23 protein-coding genes and 2 pseudogenes are annotated in these 25243 nt (G+C 66.7%); 9 read left to right on the forward strand and 16 right to left on the reverse strand.

What is annotated here, in order from left to right; translation table 11 throughout:
- Positions 1-33 precede the first annotated feature (33 nt).
- From AC1DOX_RS14060 to AC1DOX_RS14085, 6 genes and pseudogenes are all read right to left on the reverse strand, one after another.
- Positions 34-1224 carry an iron-containing alcohol dehydrogenase gene (locus tag AC1DOX_RS14060; RefSeq protein ID WP_441616973.1) on the reverse strand — a complete coding sequence of 397 codons (1191 nt, stop codon included), beginning with the start codon at positions 1222-1224 and terminating at the stop codon, positions 34-36.
- A 169-nt stretch (positions 1225-1393) separates the two neighbouring features.
- On the reverse strand, positions 1394-1621 hold the full coding sequence (gene bcsR, locus AC1DOX_RS14065; RefSeq protein ID WP_441616975.1) for a BcsR/BcsP family cellulose biosynthesis protein: 228 nt from the start codon (positions 1619-1621) through the stop codon (positions 1394-1396).
- Positions 1618-1833, reverse strand: a pseudogene (gene bcsG / locus AC1DOX_RS14070) (cellulose biosynthesis protein BcsG); the annotation flags it as partial. The pseudogene bcsG and the gene bcsR, both read right to left, overlap by 4 nt.
- A gap of 80 nt (positions 1834-1913) precedes the next feature.
- A pseudogene (locus AC1DOX_RS14075) lies at positions 1914-2570 on the reverse strand (cellulose biosynthesis cyclic di-GMP-binding regulatory protein BcsB); the annotation flags it as partial.
- A gap of 204 nt (positions 2571-2774) precedes the next feature.
- Positions 2775-3734 carry a prolyl aminopeptidase gene (pip, locus tag AC1DOX_RS14080; RefSeq protein WP_477101412.1) on the reverse strand — a complete coding sequence of 320 codons (960 nt, stop codon included), beginning with the start codon at positions 3732-3734 and terminating at the stop codon, positions 2775-2777.
- A 71-nt stretch (positions 3735-3805) separates the two neighbouring features.
- Positions 3806-4582, reverse strand: coding sequence for an NAD(P)H-dependent oxidoreductase (locus AC1DOX_RS14085; protein ID WP_477101413.1), 777 nt, complete (start codon positions 4580-4582; stop codon positions 3806-3808).
- A 98-nt stretch (positions 4583-4680) separates the two neighbouring features.
- On the opposite strand from AC1DOX_RS14085, the gene AC1DOX_RS14090 reads away from it, so the two are divergent.
- The gene (locus tag AC1DOX_RS14090) at positions 4681-5574 is read left to right on the forward strand and encodes a LysR family transcriptional regulator (RefSeq protein WP_092137500.1); all 894 of its coding nucleotides are present in this window, start codon (positions 4681-4683) and stop codon (positions 5572-5574) included.
- A 243-nt stretch (positions 5575-5817) separates the two neighbouring features.
- Positions 5818-7212 (forward strand): MFS transporter, encoded by a 1395-nt coding sequence (locus AC1DOX_RS14095; protein WP_441616982.1) that lies wholly within the window; start codon positions 5818-5820, stop codon positions 7210-7212.
- Positions 7213-7306: 94 nt separating this feature from the next.
- On the opposite strand, the gene AC1DOX_RS14100 is transcribed toward AC1DOX_RS14095, so the two are convergent.
- On the reverse strand, positions 7307-8131 hold the full coding sequence (locus AC1DOX_RS14100) for an IclR family transcriptional regulator (protein ID WP_441616984.1): 825 nt from the start codon (positions 8129-8131) through the stop codon (positions 7307-7309).
- 167 nt (positions 8132-8298) lie between these two features.
- On the opposite strand from AC1DOX_RS14100, the gene AC1DOX_RS14105 reads away from it, so the two are divergent.
- Genes AC1DOX_RS14105 through AC1DOX_RS14120 form a run of 4 tightly spaced genes read left to right on the forward strand, consistent with a single transcriptional unit; the run spans position 8299 to position 11648 of the window.
- Positions 8299-9291 (forward strand): TRAP transporter substrate-binding protein, encoded by a 993-nt coding sequence (locus AC1DOX_RS14105; protein ID WP_441617243.1) that lies wholly within the window; start codon positions 8299-8301, stop codon positions 9289-9291.
- A gap of 22 nt (positions 9292-9313) precedes the next feature.
- Complete coding sequence (locus AC1DOX_RS14110; protein ID WP_441616986.1) at positions 9314-9757, forward strand: type II 3-dehydroquinate dehydratase; 444 nt, start codon at positions 9314-9316, stop codon at positions 9755-9757.
- A 26-nt stretch (positions 9758-9783) separates the two neighbouring features.
- Entirely contained in the window at positions 9784-10371 is a 588-nt protein-coding gene (locus tag AC1DOX_RS14115) for a TRAP transporter small permease (RefSeq protein ID WP_441616988.1), read from the forward strand.
- The gene (locus AC1DOX_RS14120) at positions 10368-11648 is read left to right on the forward strand and encodes a TRAP transporter large permease (protein ID WP_441616990.1); all 1281 of its coding nucleotides are present in this window, start codon (positions 10368-10370) and stop codon (positions 11646-11648) included. Before AC1DOX_RS14115 ends, AC1DOX_RS14120 begins: the two co-directional genes overlap by 4 nt.
- Positions 11649-11755: 107 nt before the next feature.
- On the opposite strand, the gene AC1DOX_RS14125 is transcribed toward AC1DOX_RS14120, so the two are convergent.
- Complete coding sequence (locus tag AC1DOX_RS14125) at positions 11756-13336, reverse strand: phospholipase D family protein (RefSeq protein ID WP_441616992.1); 1581 nt, start codon at positions 13334-13336, stop codon at positions 11756-11758.
- A 251-nt stretch (positions 13337-13587) separates the two neighbouring features.
- Here AC1DOX_RS14125 and AC1DOX_RS14130 point away from each other — a divergent pair, with 251 nt between their 5' ends.
- Positions 13588-14148: a cupin domain-containing protein gene (locus tag AC1DOX_RS14130; RefSeq protein ID WP_441616994.1), complete on the forward strand. Its 561-nt coding sequence runs from the start codon at positions 13588-13590 to the stop codon at positions 14146-14148.
- A 16-nt stretch (positions 14149-14164) separates the two neighbouring features.
- Here the strand turns inward: AC1DOX_RS14130 and AC1DOX_RS14135 are convergent, their stop codons facing one another.
- The 5 genes from AC1DOX_RS14135 to AC1DOX_RS14155 form a co-directional block, all read right to left on the reverse strand.
- Positions 14165-14950 carry a DUF4410 domain-containing protein gene (locus AC1DOX_RS14135; RefSeq protein WP_441616996.1) on the reverse strand — a complete coding sequence of 262 codons (786 nt, stop codon included), beginning with the start codon at positions 14948-14950 and terminating at the stop codon, positions 14165-14167.
- 253 nt (positions 14951-15203) lie between these two features.
- Positions 15204-16532 carry an ATP-binding protein gene (locus AC1DOX_RS14140; RefSeq protein ID WP_441617245.1) on the reverse strand — a complete coding sequence of 443 codons (1329 nt, stop codon included), beginning with the start codon at positions 16530-16532 and terminating at the stop codon, positions 15204-15206.
- Positions 16532-17245, reverse strand: a complete 714-nt coding sequence (locus tag AC1DOX_RS14145) for a response regulator (RefSeq protein ID WP_092137508.1) — start codon at positions 17243-17245, stop codon at positions 16532-16534. The genes AC1DOX_RS14140 and AC1DOX_RS14145 overlap by 1 nt, the downstream gene beginning before the upstream one ends.
- 195 nt (positions 17246-17440) lie before the next feature.
- On the reverse strand, positions 17441-18466 hold the full coding sequence (locus tag AC1DOX_RS14150) for a hypothetical protein (RefSeq protein WP_441616998.1): 1026 nt from the start codon (positions 18464-18466) through the stop codon (positions 17441-17443).
- Between the two features lie 465 nt (positions 18467-18931).
- Positions 18932-19270: a hypothetical protein gene (locus tag AC1DOX_RS14155; protein WP_092137511.1), complete on the reverse strand. Its 339-nt coding sequence runs from the start codon at positions 19268-19270 to the stop codon at positions 18932-18934.
- 437 nt (positions 19271-19707) lie between these two features.
- Here AC1DOX_RS14155 and AC1DOX_RS14160 point away from each other — a divergent pair, with 437 nt between their 5' ends.
- Entirely contained in the window at positions 19708-21000 is a 1293-nt protein-coding gene (locus AC1DOX_RS14160) for an MFS transporter (protein WP_441617000.1), read from the forward strand.
- Here AC1DOX_RS14160 and AC1DOX_RS14165 read toward each other — a convergent pair.
- From AC1DOX_RS14165 to AC1DOX_RS14175, 3 genes are all read right to left on the reverse strand, one after another.
- A complete protein-coding gene (locus AC1DOX_RS14165; protein ID WP_441617002.1) occupies positions 20984-22129 on the reverse strand; it encodes a zinc-binding metallopeptidase family protein in 1146 nt (381 codons plus the stop codon). The two genes, AC1DOX_RS14160 and AC1DOX_RS14165, sit on opposite strands and share 17 nt — an antisense overlap.
- A gap of 189 nt (positions 22130-22318) precedes the next feature.
- Positions 22319-23035 (reverse strand): DUF2076 domain-containing protein, encoded by a 717-nt coding sequence (locus AC1DOX_RS14170; RefSeq protein ID WP_441617004.1) that lies wholly within the window; start codon positions 23033-23035, stop codon positions 22319-22321.
- A gap of 127 nt (positions 23036-23162) precedes the next feature.
- Positions 23163-23810: an FMN-binding negative transcriptional regulator gene (locus AC1DOX_RS14175; RefSeq protein ID WP_441617006.1), complete on the reverse strand. Its 648-nt coding sequence runs from the start codon at positions 23808-23810 to the stop codon at positions 23163-23165.
- A gap of 106 nt (positions 23811-23916) precedes the next feature.
- On the opposite strand from AC1DOX_RS14175, the gene ptsJ reads away from it, so the two are divergent.
- Entirely contained in the window at positions 23917-25218 is a 1302-nt protein-coding gene (ptsJ, locus tag AC1DOX_RS14180; RefSeq protein WP_441617008.1) for a MocR-like B6 salvage transcription factor PtsJ, read from the forward strand.
- The last annotated feature ends 25 nt before the right edge of the window (positions 25219-25243 follow it).

Genomic DNA, 25243 nt, shown 5'->3' on the forward strand with positions numbered 1-25243 from the left:
GAAGACTCCTGATGTGGGAACCGATGCCGCGCGCTATGCGCGCCACGCCAGCGCCAGGATGGCACGCAGGTCGGCTTCGGTCGTGATCGGGCGGAGGTTGTTGCGCGTGACCATCGGATGGGCGAGCGCGGGGCCGATCATGTCGTCCACCTGCGCGCGCGTGAGGCCGAGATCGTCCAGCGTGGTCGGCATGCCGAGCGTTACCAGCAGGTCGTGAAGGATGTCATGGAACGGCTGGCCCGGCCGGCCCAGTGCGGCGCGCACGCGGTCGTGCTGGGGTGTGGCCCATCCTTCCAGCCACCTGGCCTGGGCGAGCATCAGCACGCACGCAGCGTCGCTGTGCGCCACGCCGCCGTAAGGGCCGATGATGTGCACCATCCAGTGGCTGAAGCCGTGCGGCACCGACATCTGGCCCATCCCGGTGTACCACGTTGCCAGCTGGCATTGCGTGAAGGCTTCCGGTCCGGTGGCGTCGCCGAGCCGGGGCAGGTTTTCCACGTAGAGCGGGATGGCGCGCTCGGCCAGCAGGCTGGCAAACGGGTGAGGCGACGAGGAACACGCGGTGTTGATCGCATGGTCCAGCCCGCGGATGCCGGTGGACTGCAGCAGGCGCGTGGGCGTCTGCTGCAACAGCGCCGGGTCGTAGAGGATGGCCTGCGGGGAGCCGTCCGGCACCACGAAGCGCGCCTTCAGGCGGGTTTCGTCGTCGATCGGCGTGCTGACGGGCGTCCACTCCGATGTGGCCAGCGTGGTGGGGATCGCGATCTGCCGGATGCGGGCCGGCGCGCGGGATGTCGTCAGCATTTCGGTGCCGTCCTCCGACAGGACGAATTGCAGGTCGAGCAGGCTGGCACGATCGTAGGCGTTCTCGGAGATGCAGAGTTGCATCGCCTTGCACATGTCCATGACGGACCCGCCGCCGACCGAAACGATCACGTCCGCGCGCGCGTCGCGTGCCTGCGTTGCCGCCTTCAGGACGTTAGAGAGCGGCGAATGCTCGCCGACATCGTCGGTCAGCCCGACCAGCCGCTCCCCGAGCGCTTGCCTGAGTTGATCGATGAAGCGGGTTTTCGTGTGGATCGACCGGGAGCAGACGACGAAGACGCGCTGATATCCGAACAGCGACAGCACATCGGGCAAGGCGGCGGTTGCCGAGACATTGTGGAAGACCCTCTCGTGCCCGGTGAACCGGTAGCGGTGGGGTGTCTGTGTGATGCTTTCCATTTGGCTTCCTGAGAGTAAAATTCCACGCTCTGCGGTGGCGCGGACAGGTAGCCAGATGATGGCGCGAGGCGTGCGGACGGAAAACCAGTCATTGGCGAGGCTGCCATCGCGGATGGCGATGGCAGCGCACAGGCGGCGGGCGCCGCAACGAATCAGCGCCGGCGACGTATCAGTCGCCCGGGATGTCGGCGTCTCTGTCGCCCTCTCTGTCCCCGTCTGCCGCCGGGCATCCCATCACGCGCGCGAGCAACGGCCACCGCTTTGCCGCCGCGGCCGCCTCCACGTCATCCTGCTGGTCGAAGTAGCGCTGCGCGTCGAAGCCCTCCACCCGCTGTGCCAGCACGTCGATATCGCTGTAGGCGACGGCGATCCTGCGCGGGGTTGGCGGCCGGATCATTTCTGCTCCACCCAGACGCCGTCGGGTGTGTGAATGACGTAGCCGTTGGTCCGCTTCATCGTCACGGTGCCTTCGTTCTCCCCAACCATTTGCGTCTGCGGCAGGTCCTCGGCGTAGTGCGCCAGCGCGGGCGCGCCCTGCAGAAAGGGGCTGTCCGCGACGAGGTTGAATACCAGCTGGGAAAGCGCGAGGAAGCTTGACGGTGCCTCGATGGACACCGGGTCGGTCCTGGCCGGCTGACCGGAAAACGCATCTCGCGGTCGCTGGCCAGCGCGCCGAGCCACGACGCCACCACGCCGGCGGCGCGCAGCGTGGCCGCGTCCGCGTTGGCGGGCAGCACGAACGGCACCGTGACGCGGCGGTTGTCGCGGCGGTCGAAGAATGGGGCGGGCAGCAGCGGGAGGTTATCGGGCAGCGTGACGGATGCCTTGGTGAGCGCAAGCGTGCTGGTCGGGCTGATATCTGCCCACAGGCTCGAGTGATAGGGGTCTTCGCAGTGATCGAGTGTGTAGTGCGCGATCAGCTGGAGGTTGATGCGATTGAAGTCGGTGAAGAAGCGCGGATCGAGATCGATCTCGCGCGTGACCTGCTGGCCGGCGCGTTCCTTTTCCAGCGGCAGCGTCGCCACCACCTCGTCGTTCAGCCTGACCTTCAGGTGCGAAAGCGGGTATACCAGCGAAGGGGAATGCGTGAAGACCAGCCTGAGCCTTGCGGCGGTCACCACTTCATCGAGGCGCACGCCGACATTTATGGTCCGGTCGGGGTCGACGCCGCGCAGCGCGATCGGATGATCCGCGCCCATCTGGCTGAACGTGAGGACTTGCGTGCGGCCGACGGGAGCGGCCGCGGCCGTGGCGAGGTTGGCGACGTTGGCGGTGGTGGCCGGGGTGGGGCCACGTTGCGCAGGATCGGCGGATTGCGCGATGGCAACGGCAGGGATGGCGGCCATCAGCAGTACGGCCAACCGGGTGCAACCACATCTCAGGCCTGACACGAGAACGTACGGAACGTACTGCGTGGCCAATATAGCACGCTGGTTTCGCGCGGCGGATCGGCAACGTCACATGCGGATTCGATCTAAAAAAATTCAACAGGACCGCTCCGCACGTCGAAGACGCTTAAGTCAGCCGCCCCGCCGTGGCGGCTGGTGGCGCTACGGCGCCGTGCCCGCGAAGCGGTCCGTCGCGGCGATGAGTTGATCCAGGATGCCCGGCTCGGTCCATGCGTGGCCGGCGCCTTCGATCAGATGGAAGTCCGCGTCCGGCCATGCCTGATGCAGCGCATAGGCGTAGCGCACCGGGCAGGGCATGTCGTAGCGACCGTGCACGATCACGCCGGGAATGCCGGCCAGGCGATGGGCGTCGCGCAGCAACTGGCCGTCTTCCAGCCAGCAGCGATGCGTGAAGTAGTGGTTTTCCAGTCGTGCGAAGGCCAGCGCGAAGTGGCTGTCGGCATGCTTGGCGCTGTTGGCGGGGTCGGGCAGCAAGGTGATGGTCTCCCCTTCCCAGACGCTCCACGCCTGGGCGGCCTCGCGCTGTTTTTCCTCATCGCCGCCGGTCAGCAACTTGCGATAGGCGGCCATCATGTTGCCGCGCTCGGCCTCCGGAACGGGGGCCTGGAAGCGGGCCCACTTCTCGGGGAACATCTCAGATACCCCGTACTGGTAGTACCAGTCCAGCTCCGCCTGGGACACGGTGTACACGCCGCGCAGCACCAGCTCGCTGGTATGCGCCGGATGCTTCTGCGCGTAGGCGAGCGCCAGCGTGGATCCCCATGAGCCGCCGAACACGAGCCAGCGCTCCACACCGGCCAGCTTGCGCAGGCGTTCGATGTCTTCCACTAGATGCCACGTGGTGTTGGCCTCCAGACCGGCGTGCGGCGTGGAGCGGCCGCAGCCGCGCTGGTCGAACAGCATGACATCGTAGCGAGCGGGATCGAACAGGCGCCGGTGATCGGCGGAGATGCCGCCGCCCGGGCCGCCATGCAGGAATAGCGCGGGTTTGGCGCCCGGCGTGCCGACGCGTTCGTAGTAGACGACGTGACCGTCGCCCACATCGATCGTGCCGGTTTCATAAGGTTCGATGGCGGGATAGAGCGTGCGCAGTGCTGGCATGGATCAGGCTCCGGAAGGGATGTGGAGCCTGAGTGTAGCGCGCCCGGCGGCCATCCCGGACCATGCGCCCGCTACGCGACGTGCGCGCCGAATCCGCTTTGTCCCGGGGAGATGTCTGACCGCAGCGTGAGTGCGGGGATCTCGTAGTCCCCGGCATTCTGGCGGCGGAACGGAATCGGCGTGGTGCTGAACAGGTTGTCGAGACGCTCGCCCAGTGCATCGCGGGTGGCTGGGAAAGATGCCTCGTCGATGCGGTGGGTCCTGTAGACCACGAACGGCGGCAGCACATCGAAGCCGGGGTAGTACAGGATGCCGTGATGGATCGGGAACAGGATGTCCTCCATCGGACCATTGATGCCGCGCGGGCTGTAGTGCGATTCCCATCCGCCCGCCGTGACCATCAGCATCGCGCGTTTGCCCGCGAGCGTGCCTTCGCCATAACGGTCGCCCCAGTGGGAGTCCGAGTGTTCGCCCACGCCATACGCGAAGCCGTAGGCGTAGACGCGTTCCACCCAGCCTTTCAGGATCGCCGGCATCGAGAACCACCACAGGGGGAATTGCAGGATGACCGCATCCGCCCAGCGCAGCTTGTCCTGTTCGCGCGCGATGTCCGGGCTCTGCAGGCCATTCTCGAACGCGTGCAGGGAGTCCAGGGCGGGGTCGAAGCGCTCGCCGGCCCGCTGGTGCAGACTGTCGTCGGCATCGATGGCGGCTTTCCAGTTCATCGCGTACAAGTCCGATACCTGGACCACGTGTCCCGCGGCCTCGAGGCGCTGGATCGTGAAGTCCCTGAGCGCGCCGTTGAGCGAGCGGGGTTCGGGATGGGCGTAGACGAGAAGAATATTCATGACCGAAAACTCCGAATGTCGGGAAAGAAGAGAGTGGGAACAGGGTAGGGTTTGGTAAGGTATATTGGAAATGAATTTCCAATATTGCAGGTATTGCCATGAATAATCTCCGCAGGCTGGATCTCAACCTGCTGGTCACGCTGGATGTCCTGCTCTCGGAACACAATGTGACCCGTGCCGCGCAGCGGCTGAACTTGTCCCAGCCATCGGTCAGCGTCCACCTCGCCAAGCTGCGAGACATCCTGGGGGATCCGCTGTTGTTGCCCGGGCCACGCGGCATGCGCCCGACGGCGCGGGCGGAAGCCTTGCGCGAACCGCTGCGGCTGGCACTGGAAGCCCTCGAACTCGCGGTGTCGCCCGCCACGCCGTTCGATCCGGCCGGGGCCAGCCACACCTGGAGGATTGCCGCGACCGACTACGTCGAGTCAACGGTGCTGCTGCCCGCGCTGGGTACGTTGCGCACCGCGGCGCCCGGCACGCGGCTGGCCGTGCTGGAACTCGCACCGCCCCGCATCGCCAGGCAGCTGGAACGGGGCGATCTGGATCTGGCCTTTCATACCAGCGCGGACGCGCCATCCGGGCTGCGTCACCGGCCGCTGTTCACGGAGCAATATGTGCTGGTGGGCCGCGCCGGCCACCCTCGCCTGAAACGACGGCCCACGCGCGCACAGTTCTGCGCCCTCGAGCACGTCATCGTGTCGCCGGACGGTGGCGGATTTCGCGGCGTCACCGATGAAGCGCTGGCCGAAGCCGGACTGACGCGCCGTGTCGTGCTATCGGTGCCGCACTTCCTGTTCGTGATGTCGGTCCTCGCGCGCACGGACCTCGTGGCGATGTTGCCCGCGCGCCTGGTGCGGGACACGGATGCGCTGCAAGTGGTCGAGGCCCCCGTCGACGTGGCGGGCTACGAGGTAAGCATGCTCTGGCACGAGCGCTCCCATCGTGACCCCGCCCACCAATGGTTGCGCGAGACCATCGCGGCGTCCGTCTGAGCGGCCTCCCACGGACTCCCACGTATACCCTGAGCCGCAAGGCGGCCGACCGGCCCCTTCCGCCGCACGCCCAGCACCCGCGCGCCCTGGCGGGCGATACCTCGCCGGTATCCAACACATACCCAACAGGTGTTGGACCCCCGGTATGCGGCGTGCCTATTCTCCTCGCCAGACGACGCACGCAAAGCGCGTCACCGTCATCCCGACGCAAGCAGCGGGACCCTTCATGACAGGAGAGAGGCAGTGAGACAGATCGACGTTTGCAATGTGGTGGACCGCTCCACCTTCAGCCGCTTCCATGCGGGCGTGCTGTTCTGGTGCGCGGTGATCATCATCTTCGACGGATACGACCTTGCCATCGCCGGCATCGCGTTGCCGTCGATCATGAAGGACATGGGCGTCTCCGCCACCTCCGCCGGCTTCATGGTCAGCGCGGCGCTGTTCGGCATGATGTTCGGCGCGATCTTCCTTGGCACCGTCGCGGACCGAATTGGCCGGCGCAAGGCGATTGCCATCTGCATTCTGCTGTTCAGCCTGTTCACGGCGGCGGCGGGCCTGACCAGCGATCCCGTGCTGTTCGCGGTCAGCCGCTTCCTGGCGGGGCTCGGCATCGGCGGCGTGATGCCCAATGTCGTGGCCCAGATGACCGAGTATTCGCCGCGCAGGCTCCGCGGCACGCTGGTGACGTTGATGTTCAGTGGCTATTCGGTGGGCGGCATGCTCGCCGCGCTGCTAGGCAGGCAGTTGCTGGAGCAGTATGGCTGGCAGTCGGTGTTCATCGCGGCAGGATTACCGGCCTTGCTGGTCCCGCTGCTGGTGAAGTGGCTGCCGGAGTCGATGTCGTACCTGATCCGCACCGGGCAGGACGCCCCGCTGCGCAAGATCGTGGCTGGGCTCGATCCTGCCTACGTGCATCGCAGCGGCGACCGCTTCGTGCAGCCGCAGGGCGGCGCGGGCGACCGCGCATCGATCCGGCAATTGTTCGAGGACGGACGTGGCCTCAGCACAGGCATGTTCTGGGTGGCATTTTTCATGTGCCTGTTCATGGTCTACGCGTTGAGCTCCTGGCTCACCAAGCTGATGGCATCGGCGGGCTACAGCCTGGGTTCGGCGCTGACGTTCGTGCTGGTGCTCAATATCGGCGGCATGATCGGCGCCATCGGGGGCGGCTGGCTGGCTGACCGGTTCAGCATCAAGTACGTGCTGATGGCGATGTATGCGCTGGCCGCCGTGTCGATCGCGCTGCTGGGATATCCGGTGCCGACGCCGGTGCTGTTCGTGCTCGTCGGTCTTGCGGGCGCTTCGACGATCGGCACGCAGATCGTCACGTATGCATATGCCGGGCAGTTCTATCCGATTGCGGCGCGCTCGACTGGTATCGGCTGGGCGTCAGGCGTCGGCCGCGCAGGCGCCATCATCGCGCCGGTGCTGATCGGTGTGCTGGTCAGCATGGCGCTGCCGCTGGAGCGGAATTTCCTCGCCATCGCGGTGCCAGGAGTCCTGGCGATGCTGGCGGTGGCGTGCATCGATCACCGGCGTTCGGCGTCCGGCCTCGCGTCGACGTCGCAGGAAAGCACGGTGAAGGCGGGCGCCGTGCCGAAGGTCGCCGCGATTCGCGCGTCGCGCGCGGAAGGCTAGCGGGGGCAAGAAGGGGCGAGCGGGGCGAGAAAGGGGTAAGAAGCGGCGAGACGACAGCCACAAACGTCGCTTGGCGCTTGCCGCCTGCCATCTCTCACGCGGCGGCGGAGGTATCCTCGTTGTTCCTTCCCTGCAAGGGAAACCGCGTCCTGAACATCGGCGAGGCCAGGCTTGCCAGCGAGAGTTCATCGGCCACCGCCAGCAGGTCCGGCGCCAGACTGACCATCCGCGCTTCCGTCAGGCGCATGGCTGGCCCGGCGACGCTGAGCACGCCGATCGGCTCCTGCCCCTTGCGCTGGATCGGCGCCGCCATCGCGGTCATGCCAGGCGCAAACACTTCATTGATCATGGCGTAGCCGCGCTTGCGGCCTTCGTGCAGCATCTTCGTCAGGGCGGCGATGGTGGTCGGGGCGTTGGGGCCGTATTCCTGCGGCGATCCGAATCCTTGGCGCGTGACCAGCTCCAGCGCACGCTCGTCCGTCATGGTCAGCATCCACGCATGCCCGGAAGCGCTGCAGGACAGTTTCGCGTCCATGCCCATGTCCGGGTCGTAGCGCAGGCCATGACGCGCGCCTTGTGCCTTGGCGACCCACGTGAGCCGGTCGCCGTCGACGATGGCCAGCCGCACCAGTTCGCCCGAAATCTGCGCCAGCCGGTCAACGAAGGGCTGGGCGATATCGACAATGCCCGTGGCACTCAGGAAGCTCAGGCCGATCGATGCCACGCGCGCCGTCAGCGCATAGTCGCCGTGATCGCGCAACTGGCGGACATAGCCGCAGCGGGACAGTTCGTTCAGCAGTCGGTGTGCAGCACTTTGCGGGATGTCGAGCTCCTGCGAGATCGACGCCAGCGGCACGCCTTCCGGCTGCGTTGCCAGCAATTCCATCACGGCGAGTGCGCGTTCCAGTACTCCGGCCATCTCGGTATCCCCCTCAAAGCTGTCCGGCCTAGATAGTAACCCCGACTGGAAACTTATTCTAGGTGGAATATTATTCCACTCCAGAAGTTCCTTGCAGGCCGACAGCCACATTCGCCTGCCGGCCACCAGAACAGGACCCTATCGAGGAGACAGCAGTGAAAGCAGCCATGCTTCGACTGACGCTGGCCATTGCGCTCGGCGCCGCCATTCCGGCGATGGCACAGGACATCCAGGAGCGGACGATCCGCTTCGGCCACCTGAACAACCCGGACCACCCCGTCAGCTTCGGGGTCAAGAAGTTTGCGGAACTGGTTGCCGCCAAGAGCGGCGGAAAGCTGAAGGTCAAGGAGTTCCCGGCCTCGCAGCTCGGCAACGAGATGCAGCAGCAGTCCGCGCTGCAGGGCGGGGTGCAGGAGATGTCGGCGCCGGCTTCCACCTCGCTGGCGGGCATCGTCAAGGAATTCGGCCTGATCGACCTGCCGTTCGCGGTGACGGACTTCGCACAGGCGGACGCCCTGCTGGACGGCCCGCTCGGCAAGGCGCTGATCGCAAGGCTGCCGGAAAAGGGACTGGTGGCCCTCGGCTTCTGGGATCTCGGCTTCCGCAACGTCACGAACTCCAAGCATCCGATCACGAAGCCTGAGGACTTTGAAGGGCTGAAGATTCGGGTGATTCCCAATCCGGTCTTCCTCGATACCTTCAAGGCGTTCAAGGCCAATCCCGTGCCGATGCCATTCGCGGAGCTCTATGGCGCGCTGGAATCCAAGGCGGTCGACGGCCAGGAGAATCCGTTTGCGGTGATTCTCTCCAACAAGTTCTACGAGGTGCAGAAGTACGTCAGTGCCACCAATCACGTCTATGCGGCCAACATCCTGCTGGTGAGCAAGAAATTCTGGGACAAGCTTTCGCCCGCCGAAAAGAAGATCCTGAGCGATGCCGCCGATGAAGCCCGGACCTACCAGCGCCAGGTGAGTCGCGCGGCGGCCCAGAAGGCGGTTGGCGAACTGCGCGCGAAGGGCATTCAGTACAACGACATCGCCCCGGGCGAAAAGGCGCGCATGCAGCAGATCGTCAAGCCCGTGGTGGATCACTTCGCGGCCAGCTACGACCCCGTGCTCGTCAGGCTCTATACCGATGAGCTCAAGCGCATTCGCAAGTAACGCCCCGGAACCCGACATCATCATGAAGATCCTTGTCCTGCATGGCCCCAACTTGAACCTGTTTGGCCGCCGCGAACCGCATATCTATGGCACCACCACGCTCGCCGAAATCAACGATCGCCTGGCGGCGCTCGCGGCGGAGCTGGGCGTGGAGCTGGCAACGCTCCAGTCGAACCACGAAGGGGCGCTGATCGACTTCCTGCACGCGCATATCGATGACGCCCAGGGGGCACTGGTCAACCCGGCCGGGCTGACGCAGCACGGCGTGCCGCTGCACGACGCCATCAAGGCCATGCCGTTCCCGACGGTGGAAGTGCATATGTCGAACATCGCCGCGCGCGAAGCCTGGCGGGCGCACTCCATCATCTCGCCAGCGGTCAGGGGAACGGTGCAGGGCCTCGGGCCTCATTCCTACCTCGCGGCGTTGCGCGGATTGGTGGACATCGTCCGCCAGAGTCATTCCTGAACCGTCGATCGGCGGAGGGCAATCGCATGGACGGTCTGATCAACGGCGTCTGCCGGATACTGGAAGTGGCGATCGCGCTGTTGCTCGCGGCGATGGTCGTGCTCGTGTTCGGCAACGTTCTGCTTCGCTATGGCTTCAACTCGGGGATCACGGTGTCCGAGGAAGTGTCGCGCTGGATGTTCATCTGGCTCACCTTCCTCGGTGCCGTCGTCGCACTGAAGGAGCGCGGCCACCTGGGAGTGGACATGCTGGTCGGCCGCCTCCCGCCGCTGGGAAAGAAGGTGTGCCTCGTGATGGGGCAACTGCTGATGCTCTATATCGTCTGGCTGCTGCTCAAGGGGAGCTGGGCCCAGGCCGTCATCAATGCCGAGGTGACCGCGCCCGTCACGGGCGCCCCGATGGCCGTCGTCTACGCCTCGGGCATCGTCTTTTCCGTCCTGGCCGGGCTCATCATCGCGATGGACCTGATCCGCGTGCTGGCTGGCAGGCTGGCCGACGAGGACCTGATCATGATTCAGGAATCCGAGGAATCCGTGCAGATGAAACAGATCCTCGGTGACGCCGGGGACAATGCCGAAGCTGGCCCGCCAGCGCGCGCCGGGAGAAACGCATGACGATCACCGTGTTTGTCGGCTCGTTGCTGGGTGCCATGCTGATCGGCATGCCGATCGCGTTCGCGCTCCTGGCGAGCGGCGTTGCGCTGATGTGGCACCTCGACATGTTCGATCCGCAGATCCTTGCGCAGAACGTGATTGGCGGCGCGGACAGCTTTCCGCTGCTGGCCGTGCCGTTCTTCATGCTGGCCGGCGAAATCATGAACGTGGGGGGCTTGTCCCGCCGCATCGTGGACCTGGCGCTGGCCCTGGTGGGCCATATCCGTGGCGGGCTGGGCTACGTCACCATCATGGCCGGATGCCTGCTGTCGGCACTTTCGGGCTCCGCGGTGGCGGACGCGGCCGCGCTGACGGCGCTGCTGCTGCCGATGATGGTCAGTGCGGGGCACAAGAAGGAAACCGCGGGCGGCCTGATCGCCGCCACGGGCGTCATCGGCCCGGTCATCCCGCCGAGCATCGGCCTGGTGATCTTCGGGGTCGCGGGCAATGTGTCGATCTCCAGGCTGTTCCTGGCGGCAATCGTCCCGGGCCTGCTGATTGGCGGCGCGCTCTGGCTGACGTGGGCATGGATGGTGCGGCGCGAGCGCGTGGAACCGCCGCCGCGCAAGAGTCGCGCTGACATCGTGGCGGCGTTCCGGCACGCGTTGTGGGCGTTGATGTTGCCGGTGATCATCCTGGTGGGGCTGCGCATGGGTGTGTTCACGCCGACGGAGGCTGCGGTCGTGGCCGCCGTCTACGCGCTATTCGTGTCGACCGTGGTGTACCGCGAGCTGAAGCTTGAACAGCTCTACGGGATTTTCGTTTCAGCGGCCAAGACCAGTGCCATCGTGATGTTCCTCATCGCGGCGGCGATGGTCAGCGCCTGGCTGATCACGGTGGCGGACCTGCCGTCGAAGGTCGTGGAGATGCTCCAGCCGTTCATGGGCAACAAGATCGTGCTGATGGCGGCGATCATGGTGCTGGTCATGATCGTGGGCACCGCCATGGACATGACGCCGACCATTCTGATCCTCACGCCTGTGCTGATGCCTGTCGTCAAGGCAGCCGGGATCGACCCCGTGTACTTCGGCGTGATGTTCATCATCAACAACTCGATCGGGCTGGTCACACCGCCGGTCGGCACCGTGCTCAACGTGGTCGCCGGAGTGGGGCGCATGAAGATGGACGACGTGACGCGCGGCGTGGTGCCGTTCATGATCGCGGAGTTCGCGGTCATGTTCCTGATGGTGGCATTTCCTCCGCTGGTGACGCTGCCGGCCAGATGGCTGGGCGGATAGCGCGGCCGGCGCCCGAGTCCTGACAGGGGCAATCCTTCATGCGGTCGACGCCGATGCCGACGGCATGCGGGACTTGCGGGACTGGCGGCCAGCGGGTCACCGGTCCGTCACAGCAGCCACTCGATGGGTAGGATGGAAAGGAACCAGACGCCGAATCGCCCGAACCAGCCCGTGTTGGGTTCGGTATCGTGGCGAACGGTCTCGGTGCCGCGCCGCTCCAGCCAGTAGAGCTCGCCCGTGTCCGAGAGCCGGACCTCGTAGGCGTTCTCGGGCACCGTCGTCGAGAAGGCCGATTCGATACGGCCCGCGAGTACCGGGCTGGCGATCACAAAGCCCAGTTCGGTGTTCAGGTTGGCGGAGCGCGGGTCGAAGTTGAAGGAGCCCACGAATACGCGGGCCGCGTCCACCGCAAAGGTCTTTGCATGGAGGCTGGAGCCGGAACTGCCGACAGTGCCGCCCCGCTCATCGCGCTTGCCGCCGCTGTCGGCTGGCGTGGCGCTGCGGCGCAGTTCGTACAGGTGAACGCCGCCCTCGAGCAGCGCCTTGCGGCGCCGGGCGTAGCCTGAGTGCACGGCAGTGACGTCGGTCGCCTCCAGGGCATTGGTCAGCACGCGCACGGTGACGCCTTGGCCCGCGAGTTCGGTGAACGTCGCGGCGCCGGCCGCCGTTGGGACGAAGTAGGGCGATATCAGGTCCAGTTCGCGCTCGGGCGTGCCGATGATCTCGCGCAACTGGTGGCCAATCAGTGCCTCCTTCGGCGCGGCGCCCAGGATCTTGCCCGGGTCGTCGCTGACGATCCGCGTGGCGGCCCACTCGAACGGCAGGCTGCCATCGAGCATCTGGCGCACCACGGGCAACCCTCGCAGCGCATCCATATAGGCGGCCGCAGCCGGGTCGCGCTCCACGCTGGCGGCCTTGTGCGCCAGTTCGTCGAGGCGGGCGGCGTCGACGGCCGGGACGATGCTGGTCACGGGATAGGCACTCTCGCTGGCCCAGTAGCGGTCGAAGTCGTGCTCGACATCGGCCGCGATGGGGCCCACGGCCAGCACGTCGAGGTCGGCAAACAGCACGCCATCGGTGGCGCCGAAGTACTCGTCTCCCACGTTGCGGCCGCCGACGATGGTGGCCTGTGCGTCGACGGTGAAGGACTTGTTGTGCATCCGTCGGTTGAGCCGCCGGAAATCGGTCACGTAGCCGATGGACTTCGGGTGCCGCACGACGAACGGATTGAACAGGCGCACTTCGATATTGGGATGTGCGTCAAGCGCCGCGAGCGTTTCGTCCAGCCCGGAAATGCCGTTGTCGTCGAGCAGCAGCCGCACGCGCACGCCGCGGTCGGCGGCCTCATGCAGTGCTTCCAGCAGCAGCGTACCGGTCAGGTCGTCGCGCCAGATGTAGTACTGCACGTCGAGCGTGCGCTGGGCTGAGCGGGCTGCATGCACACGTACCGCGAACGCCGCGCGCGCGTCGACCAGCGGATGGATGCCCGACAGGCCCGGATGCGCGTCCAGCGCGGGGGCCAGTACGCGCCCGAGATCGGTATCGCGGGATTGTTCCGCCGTGAGCGCGCGCGTCTCCGCCCGGTTTGCAAGGGGAGGGAGCGCGCAACCGGCCAGCAGGGCGGTGGCGAAGATTGGCGCGATGACGGCGCGCAGCAGGCGACGGTATGGACCAGGCACGATGCGCATGACGGTTCGGAGGTCTCCGGTTGGCGCGGATCGGGGCACGGATGTGGCGAATGAACCGTGATGTTGCCACGGCGGCGTGGCGCCAGGCACTTGCGGTGCGCGGAAGACCTCTCGCGGCAGGGCGCCGGAGTGGCTCGCGCTCCACGCCGGCGACGGGTGGGGCACGTCGACCTCCGTTCGGTGCCGCACCGAGCCAGGGCAAGTCGCTTACCTATCCTTTGTTGGCGCTCACAGACACTGGAGACTTATCGATGCACATCAAACGAGCGTTTGCCAGCGGTCCCGGAAGCCAGCCGAGGGCCGATCCCACGTCGGGGGCATTTTGCAGCGCGGCAGCGCTGACGATGTCGCCCAGCCCCATCAATCCGGACTGGCTACACAGCGGCCAGCCCATGACGCGCTGTGGCGAGCACTCGCTCACGTTCGACGGGTTTGCTTCCACCTCCGTCTGGGATTGCACGCGCAGCACGTTCGACTGGCATTACACGGTGGACGAGATCGTCTACATCCTGGAGGGCGAGGTCCGCGTGACCGACGCGCACGGCCGGACGTACACGCTGAAGGCTGGCTCGATCGGCTATTTTCCCGCGCATACCAGCTGGTTCTGGGAGGTCGACCACTACGTGCGCAAGGTGGCGATCTGCAAACGCGCGGTACCGGCCGGGTTGCGCCTGCCGATCCGTGTGCTGGGCAAGCTGGACATCGAAGGTTGGTGGCGGCGGTCCGCGCGGGCGAGAGAGCGATGGGCGGCGCTCTGGGCGCGCTTCCATGGCTCGACCACCATGGTGATGCTGATGGCGCTGCCCCTATAGAGGCAGCGCGCGTTGGTCAGGCGTTTCCGGCCTGTCCGCGTTGCGGCGACATCCAGCCGTTCGCCGTGTTGGCGGCGGCCACCTGCTTGGCGATGGAATCCGCCAGCCGCTTGGCATCGGCGGAGATGCTGTCGCGCTTCGCTTCGGTCATGCCATGCACGCCGGTGCCGGCCGCAGCGGACATCGCGAGATGGCCGGCGGCTGCACCGACCCCTGCCGTTTCCGCCACACCGGGAATATGGCCGCTGTCGGCATCGGCCGTGAAGCTCTGCACAGGCATCGGCGCGCCGTTCGCCGGCTTGTAGAGGATCTGGACCGAGGCACCGACCTCGCTCTTGCCGGCGCCCAGGCCGATCAACACGCGGCGCCGGCGCTTGCCTTCATCGATCTTCTGGAAGCCGCCTTCGACGATCAGTGCGTTGCTGCCTGCCGGCACGGGGCCATCGAGGCGCACCGCGTTCAGTCCCATCGACTGCAGTTGCCGCACGATTTCATCGGATACCTGTTCGCGCGCCTCGAGCGCTGTCTGGGATTGCTCGCTCGCGGTGGAATTGCCGTCGACCATCGTCTTCAGTTTCTGCGTCAGGCCGCTATCCAGCTTCACCTGGTCGGGGTTGGCCGCGAAGGATTGCACGTAGATGATGTCCGCCCGCGCTTGCGGCGCCAGCTGAACCTGGTTCACGCCGGTCACGTCGGTGACGGCGGCGGTTGCGCAGCCTGCCATTAGGAACGAGGTCGAGGCCACTGCCACGATAGCCAGACGCATGGTGTTGTCAGCGAGGAGTTTGAGTGAGATCCGCATGTTGATTCCTTTCGTGGCACTGGGTGCCGTCAATGGTCGAGGATGTTGTCACCGACAATCATCGACCCACAGGATCAGAAGCCATCGGAGCGCACGTCTTTGGTGAGGGGCTTTCGCTTGCTTTCGGGGGAGCCGCAACACGCAGACGGAAGTATGGGAGGTGGACGCCCGGGGCGCCACGCAGGAATTATTTCGCGCGATGTCATGCGCGATGGCATGCGCGGAGGCGCCGCCGCGGAGGCCGGGCCCGGGGTTACGCGCCGGTGGCGCGGGCCAGCGGCAATGCCACCACGGCTTCGAGTCCCCCGCCTTCGCGCGCGCGGAATTGCAGGGACCCGCCGTGCAGGCGTGCGATGCGGTCGACGATGGCCAGTCCGAGCCCGGTGCCGCCCGAATGCCCGCGCGCATTGCCACCCCGGCTGAAGGGCGCCGTGAGCTGCTCGATTTCCGCCACGCTGATGCCGCTGCCCCGGTCGCAGATCGCGACATAGGCCGTGGGGCCGTCCGTCCAGGTGTGCGCGAAGAAGCCCGTGCGCCCGTAGATCACCGCGTTCTGCATCAGGTTCATCAGCAACCGCATCATGCTGACCGGCCGGAACGGGATCGCCGGCAGATCGCCGAGCGACAACGCGAAGTCGTGCCCGAGTCCTGCGAAGTCCGATGCAAGCTGGCGGATCAGCGCATTGAGGTCGCCGGGCAGCGGCACCTCGCGCTCGCCGCTGCCGGCATAGTCCATGAACTGCTGGAGAATCGTATCGATCTGGTCGAGATACCCCTCCGCCGATGCCACGAAGGTGTCGTCCGCGCCGCGTGGAATGGACATCGCCATCGCCAGGCGGAGCTTGGTGAGTGGCGTGCGAATATCGTGGGATACGCCGGCCAGCATCAGGGCGCGCGTGGTTTCGGCCTGCTTCAGGGCCTGCGTCATCTGGTTGAAGGCGCCGCTGACCTGCGCGATTTCCGTCGGGCCATCGGTGGGAAGTGCAGGCGGCGCTTCGCCAGCGCAAACGTTGCGCGCGGCGCGCGCCAGGTCCTGCAGCGGGCGGTTGATATGGAGCTGGATCAGGTAGCCCGTCAGCGCCGCGAGCAGCGCAAGCGCCGTCGACAGCACGAGGGCGGCCGTGATGCCGCTGGTCTGTGCGACCTCCGCCATCGGCAGGGCGATCCAGGCGGGGGTGCCGGCAACATGCACGCGAATCCACAGCCGCTCTTCGTCGCCGCTCTGCCAGCGTACCGGCATGTCCGGCGGAAGGTGGCGCTGCAAGGCCTCCAGGAAAACGTTGCGCTGATAGGTGCGGAACAGGTGCATCGGGCTCGGATCGGTGTCCGCGTCGATGTGTTCGGGCGCCTGCGTCTGCGCGCCCAGGCGCGCGGCGGTGGCGCGGCCCGCTTCAGCCGGTACGGTGGACAGTGCACCGTCCAGCGTCTTCACGTAGTCGGAAAAGATCGAGGCCGCGCGCTCGATGCGAGGGCGCTGCACAAAATGCAGCAACACTGTGAGGGAGCAAACCTGCGTCACCGCCACCAGCACCACCAGCAAGGCGATGTTGCGCGCGAGCAGGGATCGGAGCGGGAGCCGTATCACGACTCGATGCCGGCGACCAGCATGTAGCCGACGCCCCACACGGTCTTGATGAAGCGTGGTTTCGATGGATCGTCCTCGACGATCTGGCGCAGCCGCAGGATCTGTACGTCGATGCTTCGATCGAGCGCCGCGTGATCGCGGCCCCGGGCCCGTGCGAGCAGGTTATCGCGGCTGACCGGCCGGTTTGGCGAGGAGCCCAGCGCGTGCAGCAGCAGCATCTGCGCGGAATGCACCTCGACTGGTGCGTCGCCCCGAAACAGGGTCTGCTTTCCGACATCGAACCGGAACTCGCCGAAGCGCAAGGTCTGCGACGTCACGGTCGGATCGCCTGCTGCCATCTTTTGCCGACGCAGCAGCGCGCGGATCCGGGCCACCAGTTCGTCCGGGACGAATGGCTTGGCGAGATAGTCGTCCGCGCCGGTCTCGAGCCCGGCCACGCGGTCGACCGGATCGCCCTTCGCGGTCAGCATCAGGATGGGTAGCGTCTGGCCTTCGGCGCGCAGGCGGCGGCAAATGGTCAGGCCGTCTTCCGGCTCCATCATCAGGTCCAGCACGAGGAGGTCGTGGGGCTCGCGGTGCAGGTAGCGGTCAAGTTGCTTGCCGTCCGCGACCACGCGTACCTGAAAGCCGTGCCCGGTCAGGAACCGTTGCAGCATGTTGCGCAGCTCGGCTTCGTCATCGAGCACGATAATCCTGTTCACCTGCTCCATGTGGCGTCTCCGGCGAAATCCGCTGGTCAGTGCGTCATCGACTGCTGCCCCATGAATGCAGACGCACCTGCCGAAACAATACACAAGATAAGCACGGCGATCATCCGCTTCATGATGGGTTCCGCAAGGTGGCCGACCTTCGCCGGCCAGGGCGTGGATGCAGATCGCGATGCAGGTCTCGATGCCGATCCGCCGTCATGCCCAGTGCGCGGGCACCCATCCGACCGGGGTCCAGTGTCCCGGCACCCAGATGGCTGCGCGAGGCGGCGGCGCCACATAGACCGGACGCGGAGCGACGTAGATGGCGCGCGGGACCGGCGTCACGTACACGACGCGCGGCGGGGGCGGCGGGGTGACGTAGACGACCTTCGGCGGCGCGATGTAGACCGCTTTCGGCGGGGGCGGCGGGATGTAGGTCACCGGCGGCGGGGGCGGAGGCGCGGGCGGTACGTAGCCGACCGGCACGGGCGTGATGACCACTGGCGCGGTCCCCACCGCAACCGTGGCGCCCGCGGTCGTCACCGTGCCTCCGGCAACCACGGTGCCGCCTTGCACGACGGTCGTGCCGCCAGCCACCGTGCTGCCGTGGACGACCGTGGTGCTGCCGCTCGTCACCGTGCCGCCATGGACCACCGTGGTGCCGCTGCCCGTCGTCACGACGCCCGGCGCCACGCTGGTTGCGCTGCCGGAATGGGATACGGTGCCGCCGTCGGCGCCGGTCACGGTGCCCGAGCGGGCACACGTCGATCCCGCGCACGTTGTCGACGCCGTGTGGCTGACGGTGTTGCCGCTGGCGCCAGTGATCGTGCCCGATGACGTGTACTGGCCCGGGCCTTCGCGCGACACGCTGCCGGCGGTGGAGGCGGTCTGGCCATTCGGTCCGGTGAGATCGCCGGTGTGCGAGCACGTGCCGCTTGCGCAGCTCGTGCTGCCGTCGTGCGGCACGGATCGGCCGTTCGGCCCGATTGCCGTGCCCGAGTTCGAAAATTGTCCCGGGGCGTTGCGGGTCACCGTGCCGGTGTTGGTCGCGAGTCCGCCGTAGGGACCGACGACGCCGCCGGCGTGCGAGCAGCTACCGCCGCCGCATGCGCCGGCATGCGCGCCCTGGTAGACGCCGTGCGAGGTGTAGGCCGTGCCGTGGCCGGTCCAGCCTGCGAAGGCCGGGGTGCTGGCGAGGAGGATCAGCGAGGCGGTCGCTGCAAGGGGGTAACGGGGCTTCATCGGATGTCCTTCCTGGTTCGACTCGTGTCACGCACCGTGGCGTGGCGACGGGACGAACTATAGGTCGGAGGCACCGATTCATCGCGGTCGAAAACATGTCGCGGTGTTACATGGGATGTGGCACGCGTCGTTGCCCCCCGTTGCCCGCCTTGTTGCGCGGGGAAGGGCGCGCCGATGTGCATTGGCGCGTGACGTGCCCGGCTGCGTTGCCGGTGTCTTGCCCGATGCCGCCGACTGGCTGCCACGTGAAACAGGGCGACATACTTCCCGCAGGCTGTGCGGCAAGGCGGCCCGCTACAGTTGACTCGGGATTCCGGTGAGCGACAGGTAATGGGACCTCCGTGACCACTGAAGGTCATGCAGTCCCTGCCCGATGCGCGAAGCCCGAAACCCGGAGCCCGAGTCCCGAAGAAACCCGTCTTGCCGGCGGCTGCATGGCCAGCTGCCGGCGAGCGGGCGCTTCGCCTAGTTGCAGATCGTGCCCGGTACCGGCTTGCCGGAGCTGGTTGCGCCCTGGCAGTTGTCGCCCACGGCCAGGCTCGCGTCGCCAGACTGCGACGGAATGAGCTTCAGCTTTCCGGCTACGGTGCAGCAGAGTCTTGCCGGCGCCGAGGCTTTGGTGGAGGGGGCGAGTTTCTGCACTGGCGCTTCGGCGCCGTCATCCGAATCGGCGGCGACGCACTGGCCTTGTTGGCAGATCCGTTCCCCTTTGCATTGCATGTCGTACTGGCATCCGGCGGCCGGTGCCGGCCCCGCCCAGACGAATCCAATGGTGGCGATTAACAGCAAGCTACGCGATGTCATGACCGCTCCTGCAAGCGATTCTCGGACCCTCGTGACGGCGTGTCACCAAGCGTCCGATGTCTTCAGCATAGATCGGTGAAAGGGGGGTAGAAAGCTCGTCGTAAAGGTTCAAACAAGCGCTTTGTGAGCTAGCCCACATGATCGATTTGCGCCGCATGAATGCGCGGCGGGGACGTGTTGAATCGCGCGTTGAAAGGGGGCGCCGATGGACGCGTTGATGGAGCCGTCGATGGCTCGCGGGTATCCACGGCGCTATGCCGGCCGTGCCTGGCGGCCTGATGGCCCGACGGAGCCGCCGTCTGCGGGTTTGGCCGTTTTGCTTCACAATATCGCGCTTCGCGCCGCACCGGAGCACGCTGGAGCCCCTGAGGCAGGACACAGATCCTGCCCGCCAGTGAGCGGCGATTCGTAGAACAAGCCTTGCGATTTCTCTCGTCATGACCGCTCCATACGGAAACCCAGACCTTCCCGATTTTTCCGACGCCCCTGTTTCCTCCGACTCCCCCGGCCATCGCGCCACCGATCTTACCGCCGGCCGCACGGCTGCCGCGGCGCGCAGCCGCACGGCGGACCGCCGCGCCTTGCTGGCCCTGGGCGTGGGCAGCTTCGCCATCGGCACCGGGGAGTTCGTCATCATGGGGTTGCTGCCCGACGCGGCGCGCGACCTTGCCATTTCGATTCCCGAAGCCGGGCACCTGATCAGCGCCTACGCACTGGGCGTGGTCATCGGCGCGCCGCTGCTGGCGGTGCTTGGCGCGCGCTGGCCGCGGCGCAAACTGCTGATCGCGCTGATGAGCGTCTTCGCCCTGGGAAATTTCGCCAGCGCGCTGGCGCCATCGTATGCGTTGATGATCGTGGCGCGGCTGCTGACCGGCTTTCCGCACGGCACGTACTTCGGCGTGGCGGCGCTGGTCGCCGCCGGGCTGGTTGCGCGCGAGCGTCGCGCGCAGGCGGTGGGGCTGGTCATGCTGGGGCTGACGGTGGCGACGCTGGTTGGCGTGCCGATCGCGGCCACCATCGGCACCTGGCTGGGATGGCGCGCGGCGTTCGTGATCGTGGGGGCTATCGGCGTGCTGACGGTGCTGCTGGTCTGGCGCTGGGTGCCGTTCATCCCGGCGGACCGTCATGCCAGCCCGCTGCGCGAGCTGTCGGCGCTGGCCCGCAAGCAGGTCTGGCTGACGCTGGGCATCGGGGCGATCGGCTTTGGCGGCATGTTTGCCGTGTTCAGCTACATCAAGCCGACCATGCTGGAACTGGCGCAGATGCCGGCCAGCGGCATCCCGGTGGTGCTGGCGCTGTTCGGCGTCGGCATGGTGGCGGGCAACCTGGCGGGCGCCAGGCTCGCCGACAAGGCGCTGATGCCGACGATTGGCGGCGTGCTCGTGTGGTCGGCGCTGGTGCTTGGCGCCTTTGTCTTCACGGCGCCACATCCATGGCTGGCGTCGGTCAACGTGCTGCTGGTCGGCACCGCGGTCGCGCTCGGGCCGGCCTTGCAGATCCGGCTGATGGACGTCGCCGGCGACGCGCAGACGCTGGCCGCGGCGCTCAATCACTCGGCCTTCAACATGGCCAACGCGCTCGGGGCATGGCTCGGCGGCGTGACTGTCGCGGCCGGTCTCGGGTGGACGTCGACCGGCTGGGTCGGGCTGCTGCTGGCGCTCGGCGGGCTGCTGGTCTACGCGTGGTCGCTGCTCGACGCGAATCGCCGCGAGGCTAGGGTTTTGGCCTAGGGTTGGAAGCCGGCGTAGGGTCGGAAGTCGTGTCGGAAGCCGGGGCGCGGGGGTGTGTGTCGCGGTTGCGCGCCTGTGCGGCGGACTCGATGACGCGGTGGACGAATTCCAGCTTCGCCACGACCGGTGGCGACAGCGCAAACGGATAGCTGTCCGGCGCGCCCAGGCTGCGGTTCAGGCTGTTCAGCACATAGGTCAGCGGAAACCAGCGGTTCATCAGGCTGCGGAAGCTGGCGTCCTCCACCGGTGTCTGATCGGTCAGCGTCGGTTCCTGCGGGCTGTCGGGCCTGAGCACCAGCCCGCATGACACGGCGGTGTCGAGCGTATCGACGATGTGCAGGTAGTGGGCCCATGTCTCGGCCCAGTCTTCCCACGGATGCATGGTGGCGTAGGCGCTGACATAGGACGACTGCCAGTCCGCTGGCGGGCCGTAGTCATAGTGCCACTGCAAGGCGCTGGCATAGTCCGCCCACTCGCCGCCGAACACCTTGCGAAACGGTTCGATCCACGGGGTGTTGGCGATCAGCCGGCTGAAGTAGAAGTGGCCGACCTCGTGCCGGAAGTGCCCGAGCAGCGTGCGGTACGGCTCCTGCATCGATGCGCGGGTCTGCTCGCGGTGCGCGTCATCGGCCTCGGCCACGTTGATGACGATGCGGCCATTGTCGTGGCCGGTCAGCACCGGGCTGTGCGCATCCTCGTCGGCCAGGAAGTCGAACTGCAGCCCGGCATCCGGATCGTCGTCGCGGGACACCACGGGCAGGTTGAGCGCCAGCAGCGTGTACAGCAGGCGCCGTTTGGCGGACTCCAGCCGGTACCAGTAGAAGCGGTTTTCGGGAATGGTCAGGTCAGGAATTGAGTGGGTGAGACTGCAGGCCTCGCACATCGAGCCGGCATCCTCCGCCGGCACCATCCAGTTGCAGACCGCCTCCACCTGGTAGTTATGGCAGCGCCTGAACATGGCGCCGGCGGTGTCGGGATGCAGGCTCTTCCATCCGCTGGCGTCGCTGCCCTCGAAGGCCGCGATCTGCGAGATGCCGGGAATGAAGCCGAGGGTCGCGTTGCAGCGTTCGCATGTGACGTTCTCGAAGAACACCAGATTGCCGCAGCGACTGCAGTGGAAGGTCTTCATGGTGTGCGTCCCCGCCCGGATCGGGCCGTCGTATGGCGAATCTCGTATTGCGCTTTCCGAATGGTCCGTTGTGCGGGGCGCCTGCGCAATCGGTCGGATTCCTACATCTGCCCGGCTGCCACGGCGAAACGGGCGCCGGCAGCACATTCTGCGGGCGCCCGGTTGGGCACATGGCGGGAGTCCTGACGCCTAGAAGGTCGAGGTATCGTCGTTCAGGAAATCGTCGAGCCCGTTGTCCAGCCCGCTATCCACGAAGCCACTGTCGGACGATCCGTCGCGGCTGGCCAGCGTGGTGTCGCCATCGTTGCCGTAGAAGTTGTTGACGACGGTTTCCGTCGGCGCCGCGCCGCTGCCCGCCGACTGCCCGAGGAAGCCGCTGCCGTTGCCGCCGCGATGGAACAGGTTCTCGATTCCCTGGAACAGGAAGGCGCCACCGGCAACGCCGGCCGCCGTGGTCGCGATGCTGCCCAGCGTGCTTCCCATGCCGCCGCCGAGGAAACCGGAGCGGGCGGGTTGGGCCGGCGGTGGCTGGAAGGTGGCTGGCGCCGGAGTGGGCGTCTGCATCGACATCGGCGGCATCGACATTGGCGACTGTGACGGGCCGCCGGGGCCGGCAGCGGTACGGCCGGCGCTGGCCCCCCATGCATTGTCGCCATCGAGGAAACTGCGTGCGCCGTTGGCCTGTGCCGACTGCAACTGACCTTGCAGCGATGCAATCTGTGCCCTGGCGGTGGCCAGCGCATGGTCGAGCAGCATCGCGCGCTGCACCAGCAGGTAGGCGGCGTCCGGTTGCCCGGCCACGGCCTCGGCAATCAGCGATGCGGCCTGTGGGTCCTTTGCATCCACCCTGGCTTGCGTCAGCTGGGTCAGGAAGCTATCGAGCGCTTGCATCTCTTGGGGGGTCATCGTGTCACCTGATTCGGTTGTGGGACGCCCTCAATCTAAGCGCGCAGACTTAAGGGAAACTTAAAGGCGGGCACCGGCTGGATTGGGCGGCATTCTCCCATGCAGGGGCCATCGGACTCCACCCGGCTTACCTGCGGCCCGGGACGCCGTTGTCGATCACGTCCGCCATGTCGTTGCGCCCCCGTTCGCGCATGGCATCGCGGGCGCCGTGCCGGTCCCGCTCGTCCTTGTTCTGGTTGGCCTTGGAGACGGCGACGATGCGGTCGATTTCCACCTCGATGCCGACGATGGCGCCCAGCATCTTGTCGATGTAGGCCTCGGGCGCGTCGTTCAGCGACCAGGGCCGGGAGCCGTCGGCGGTGGCACGTGCCTCATGCGTCCGCGTCAGCCGCGTGACGATCTGGCGGACGGCGTCCTTGTCGTCCCGGATCCGGATGCGGCCGTGGACGTGGACGACCTGGTAGTTCCAGGTCGGCACCTGCTGGTGGGTCTCATGCTTGCTGGGATACCAGTTGGGCGACACATACGCCTCGGCCCCCTGGAAGATCACCATCACGTCCTGACCGTCCTGGCAGCTTTTCCAGACCGGATTGCCGCGCGCGACGTGGGCCAGCAGCATGCCGTGAGGGCCCGCCGCCGCCTCGAATTCGAAGGGCAGATGCGTGGCGTCGAGACCGTTCGGTCCATGCGTGACCAGCGCGCCAAGCGGATGACCGGTGATGACCCGGTGGATCTCGTCGACACGGGTTTCCTGAAAAAACGATGGGGCGTACATCTGTCGTTTCCTGTTGGGGGATTCGGGCGGATTGTGATGCGCACGCTGCGGCCATGCGCTATGTACTATCATCATAGTGCGAACATGAAGTTTGTCATAGGACAAAATGACGATCACGGGAAAATCCGCGGCAGAGATCTTCGACAGCATTCGCTTGCAGGTGCAAACCGGCAAGCTGCCGCCGGGGGCCGTGTTGCCTCCGGTACGGGATTTGGCGGCGGCGCTGGAAGTCAATCGGAACACCGTCGCCGCCGCCTACAAGCGGTTGACGGCAACCGGGCTGGCGCGGGCGCAAGGGCGGCTGGGCACGACCATCGCCGACCAGAACGCGCCCGGCGAACAGGAGGGGCAGAGCTTCGATTCCCCGCTGGCGGACCTGGCCAGCGGCAATCCCAATCCCGACTGGCTGCCCGATCCGACCCGCCTGCTGGCGCGCGACGACTATCGGCCCCGGCTGTATGGCGAGCCGACGGTCAGCGACGCCCTGGAAACGCTGGCGCGCCGGTGGTTCGACCCCGACTGCCCCGCCGGCTATCGGATCGACATGACGCATGGCGCCGTGGATGCGATCGAGCGGCTGGTGGCCGTCCATCTGGTCACGGGCGACGGCGTCGCCGTCGAGGACCCCTGCTTTCTCGGCACCATCAATGCCCTGCGGCTGGCCGGCATGCATGCGATTGGCGTCGAGACCGATGCGGAAGGGATGCGCCCCGAGTCGCTGGAGCGGGTGTTGTCGGCAGGGGCGCAGGCGGTGCTGATCACGCCGCGCGCGCAGAACCCGACCGGCTGCAGCCTGAGCGCGGCGCGTGCCGACGCGTTGCGCGCGGTGCTGGCGAAGTTTCCGAACGTGCTGGTCATCGCCGACGACCATTTCGCGCTGCTCGCGGACACGCTTTATGCCAGCGTCATCCCGGCGTCGACATGGCGATGGGCGCTGATTCGGTCCATGTCGAAGGCGCTGGGGCCGGACCTGCGCGTCGCGTTTGTCGCGTCGGATACCGCGACGTCGGACCGCCTGCGTGCGAGGCTTGCGCCCGGGATGACCTGGGTCAGCCATTTGCTGCAGGACATCGTGGGCGCGTGCCTGACATCGCCGGAGGTGGCGACGATCATCGGCGAGGCCAAGGCGCAGTACACGCGCCGCCGCAACGAGCTTGCCGATGCGCTGCGCAGCCGGAATATTCCGGTGCCGCCGCTTGCCGATGGCTTCAACGTCTGGCTTCCGGTGGAGATGGATGCCACGGCGCTGGCGCACAGCCTGGCCAGACGGGGCTGGCTGGTCCGCAGCGCCCAGGCGTTTGCGGTGCACACGCCGATCCATGCCATCCGCATCACGGTTTCGGCCCTGAAGGACGGTGAGGCCGACCGGCTGGCCGCGGACGTACGCCGGTGTCTTGACGGCGGCTGAGGTCGAAGGGCCGCCAGCCCATGGC

It is taken from the genome of Cupriavidus sp. 01L415, from assembly GCF_056400065.1.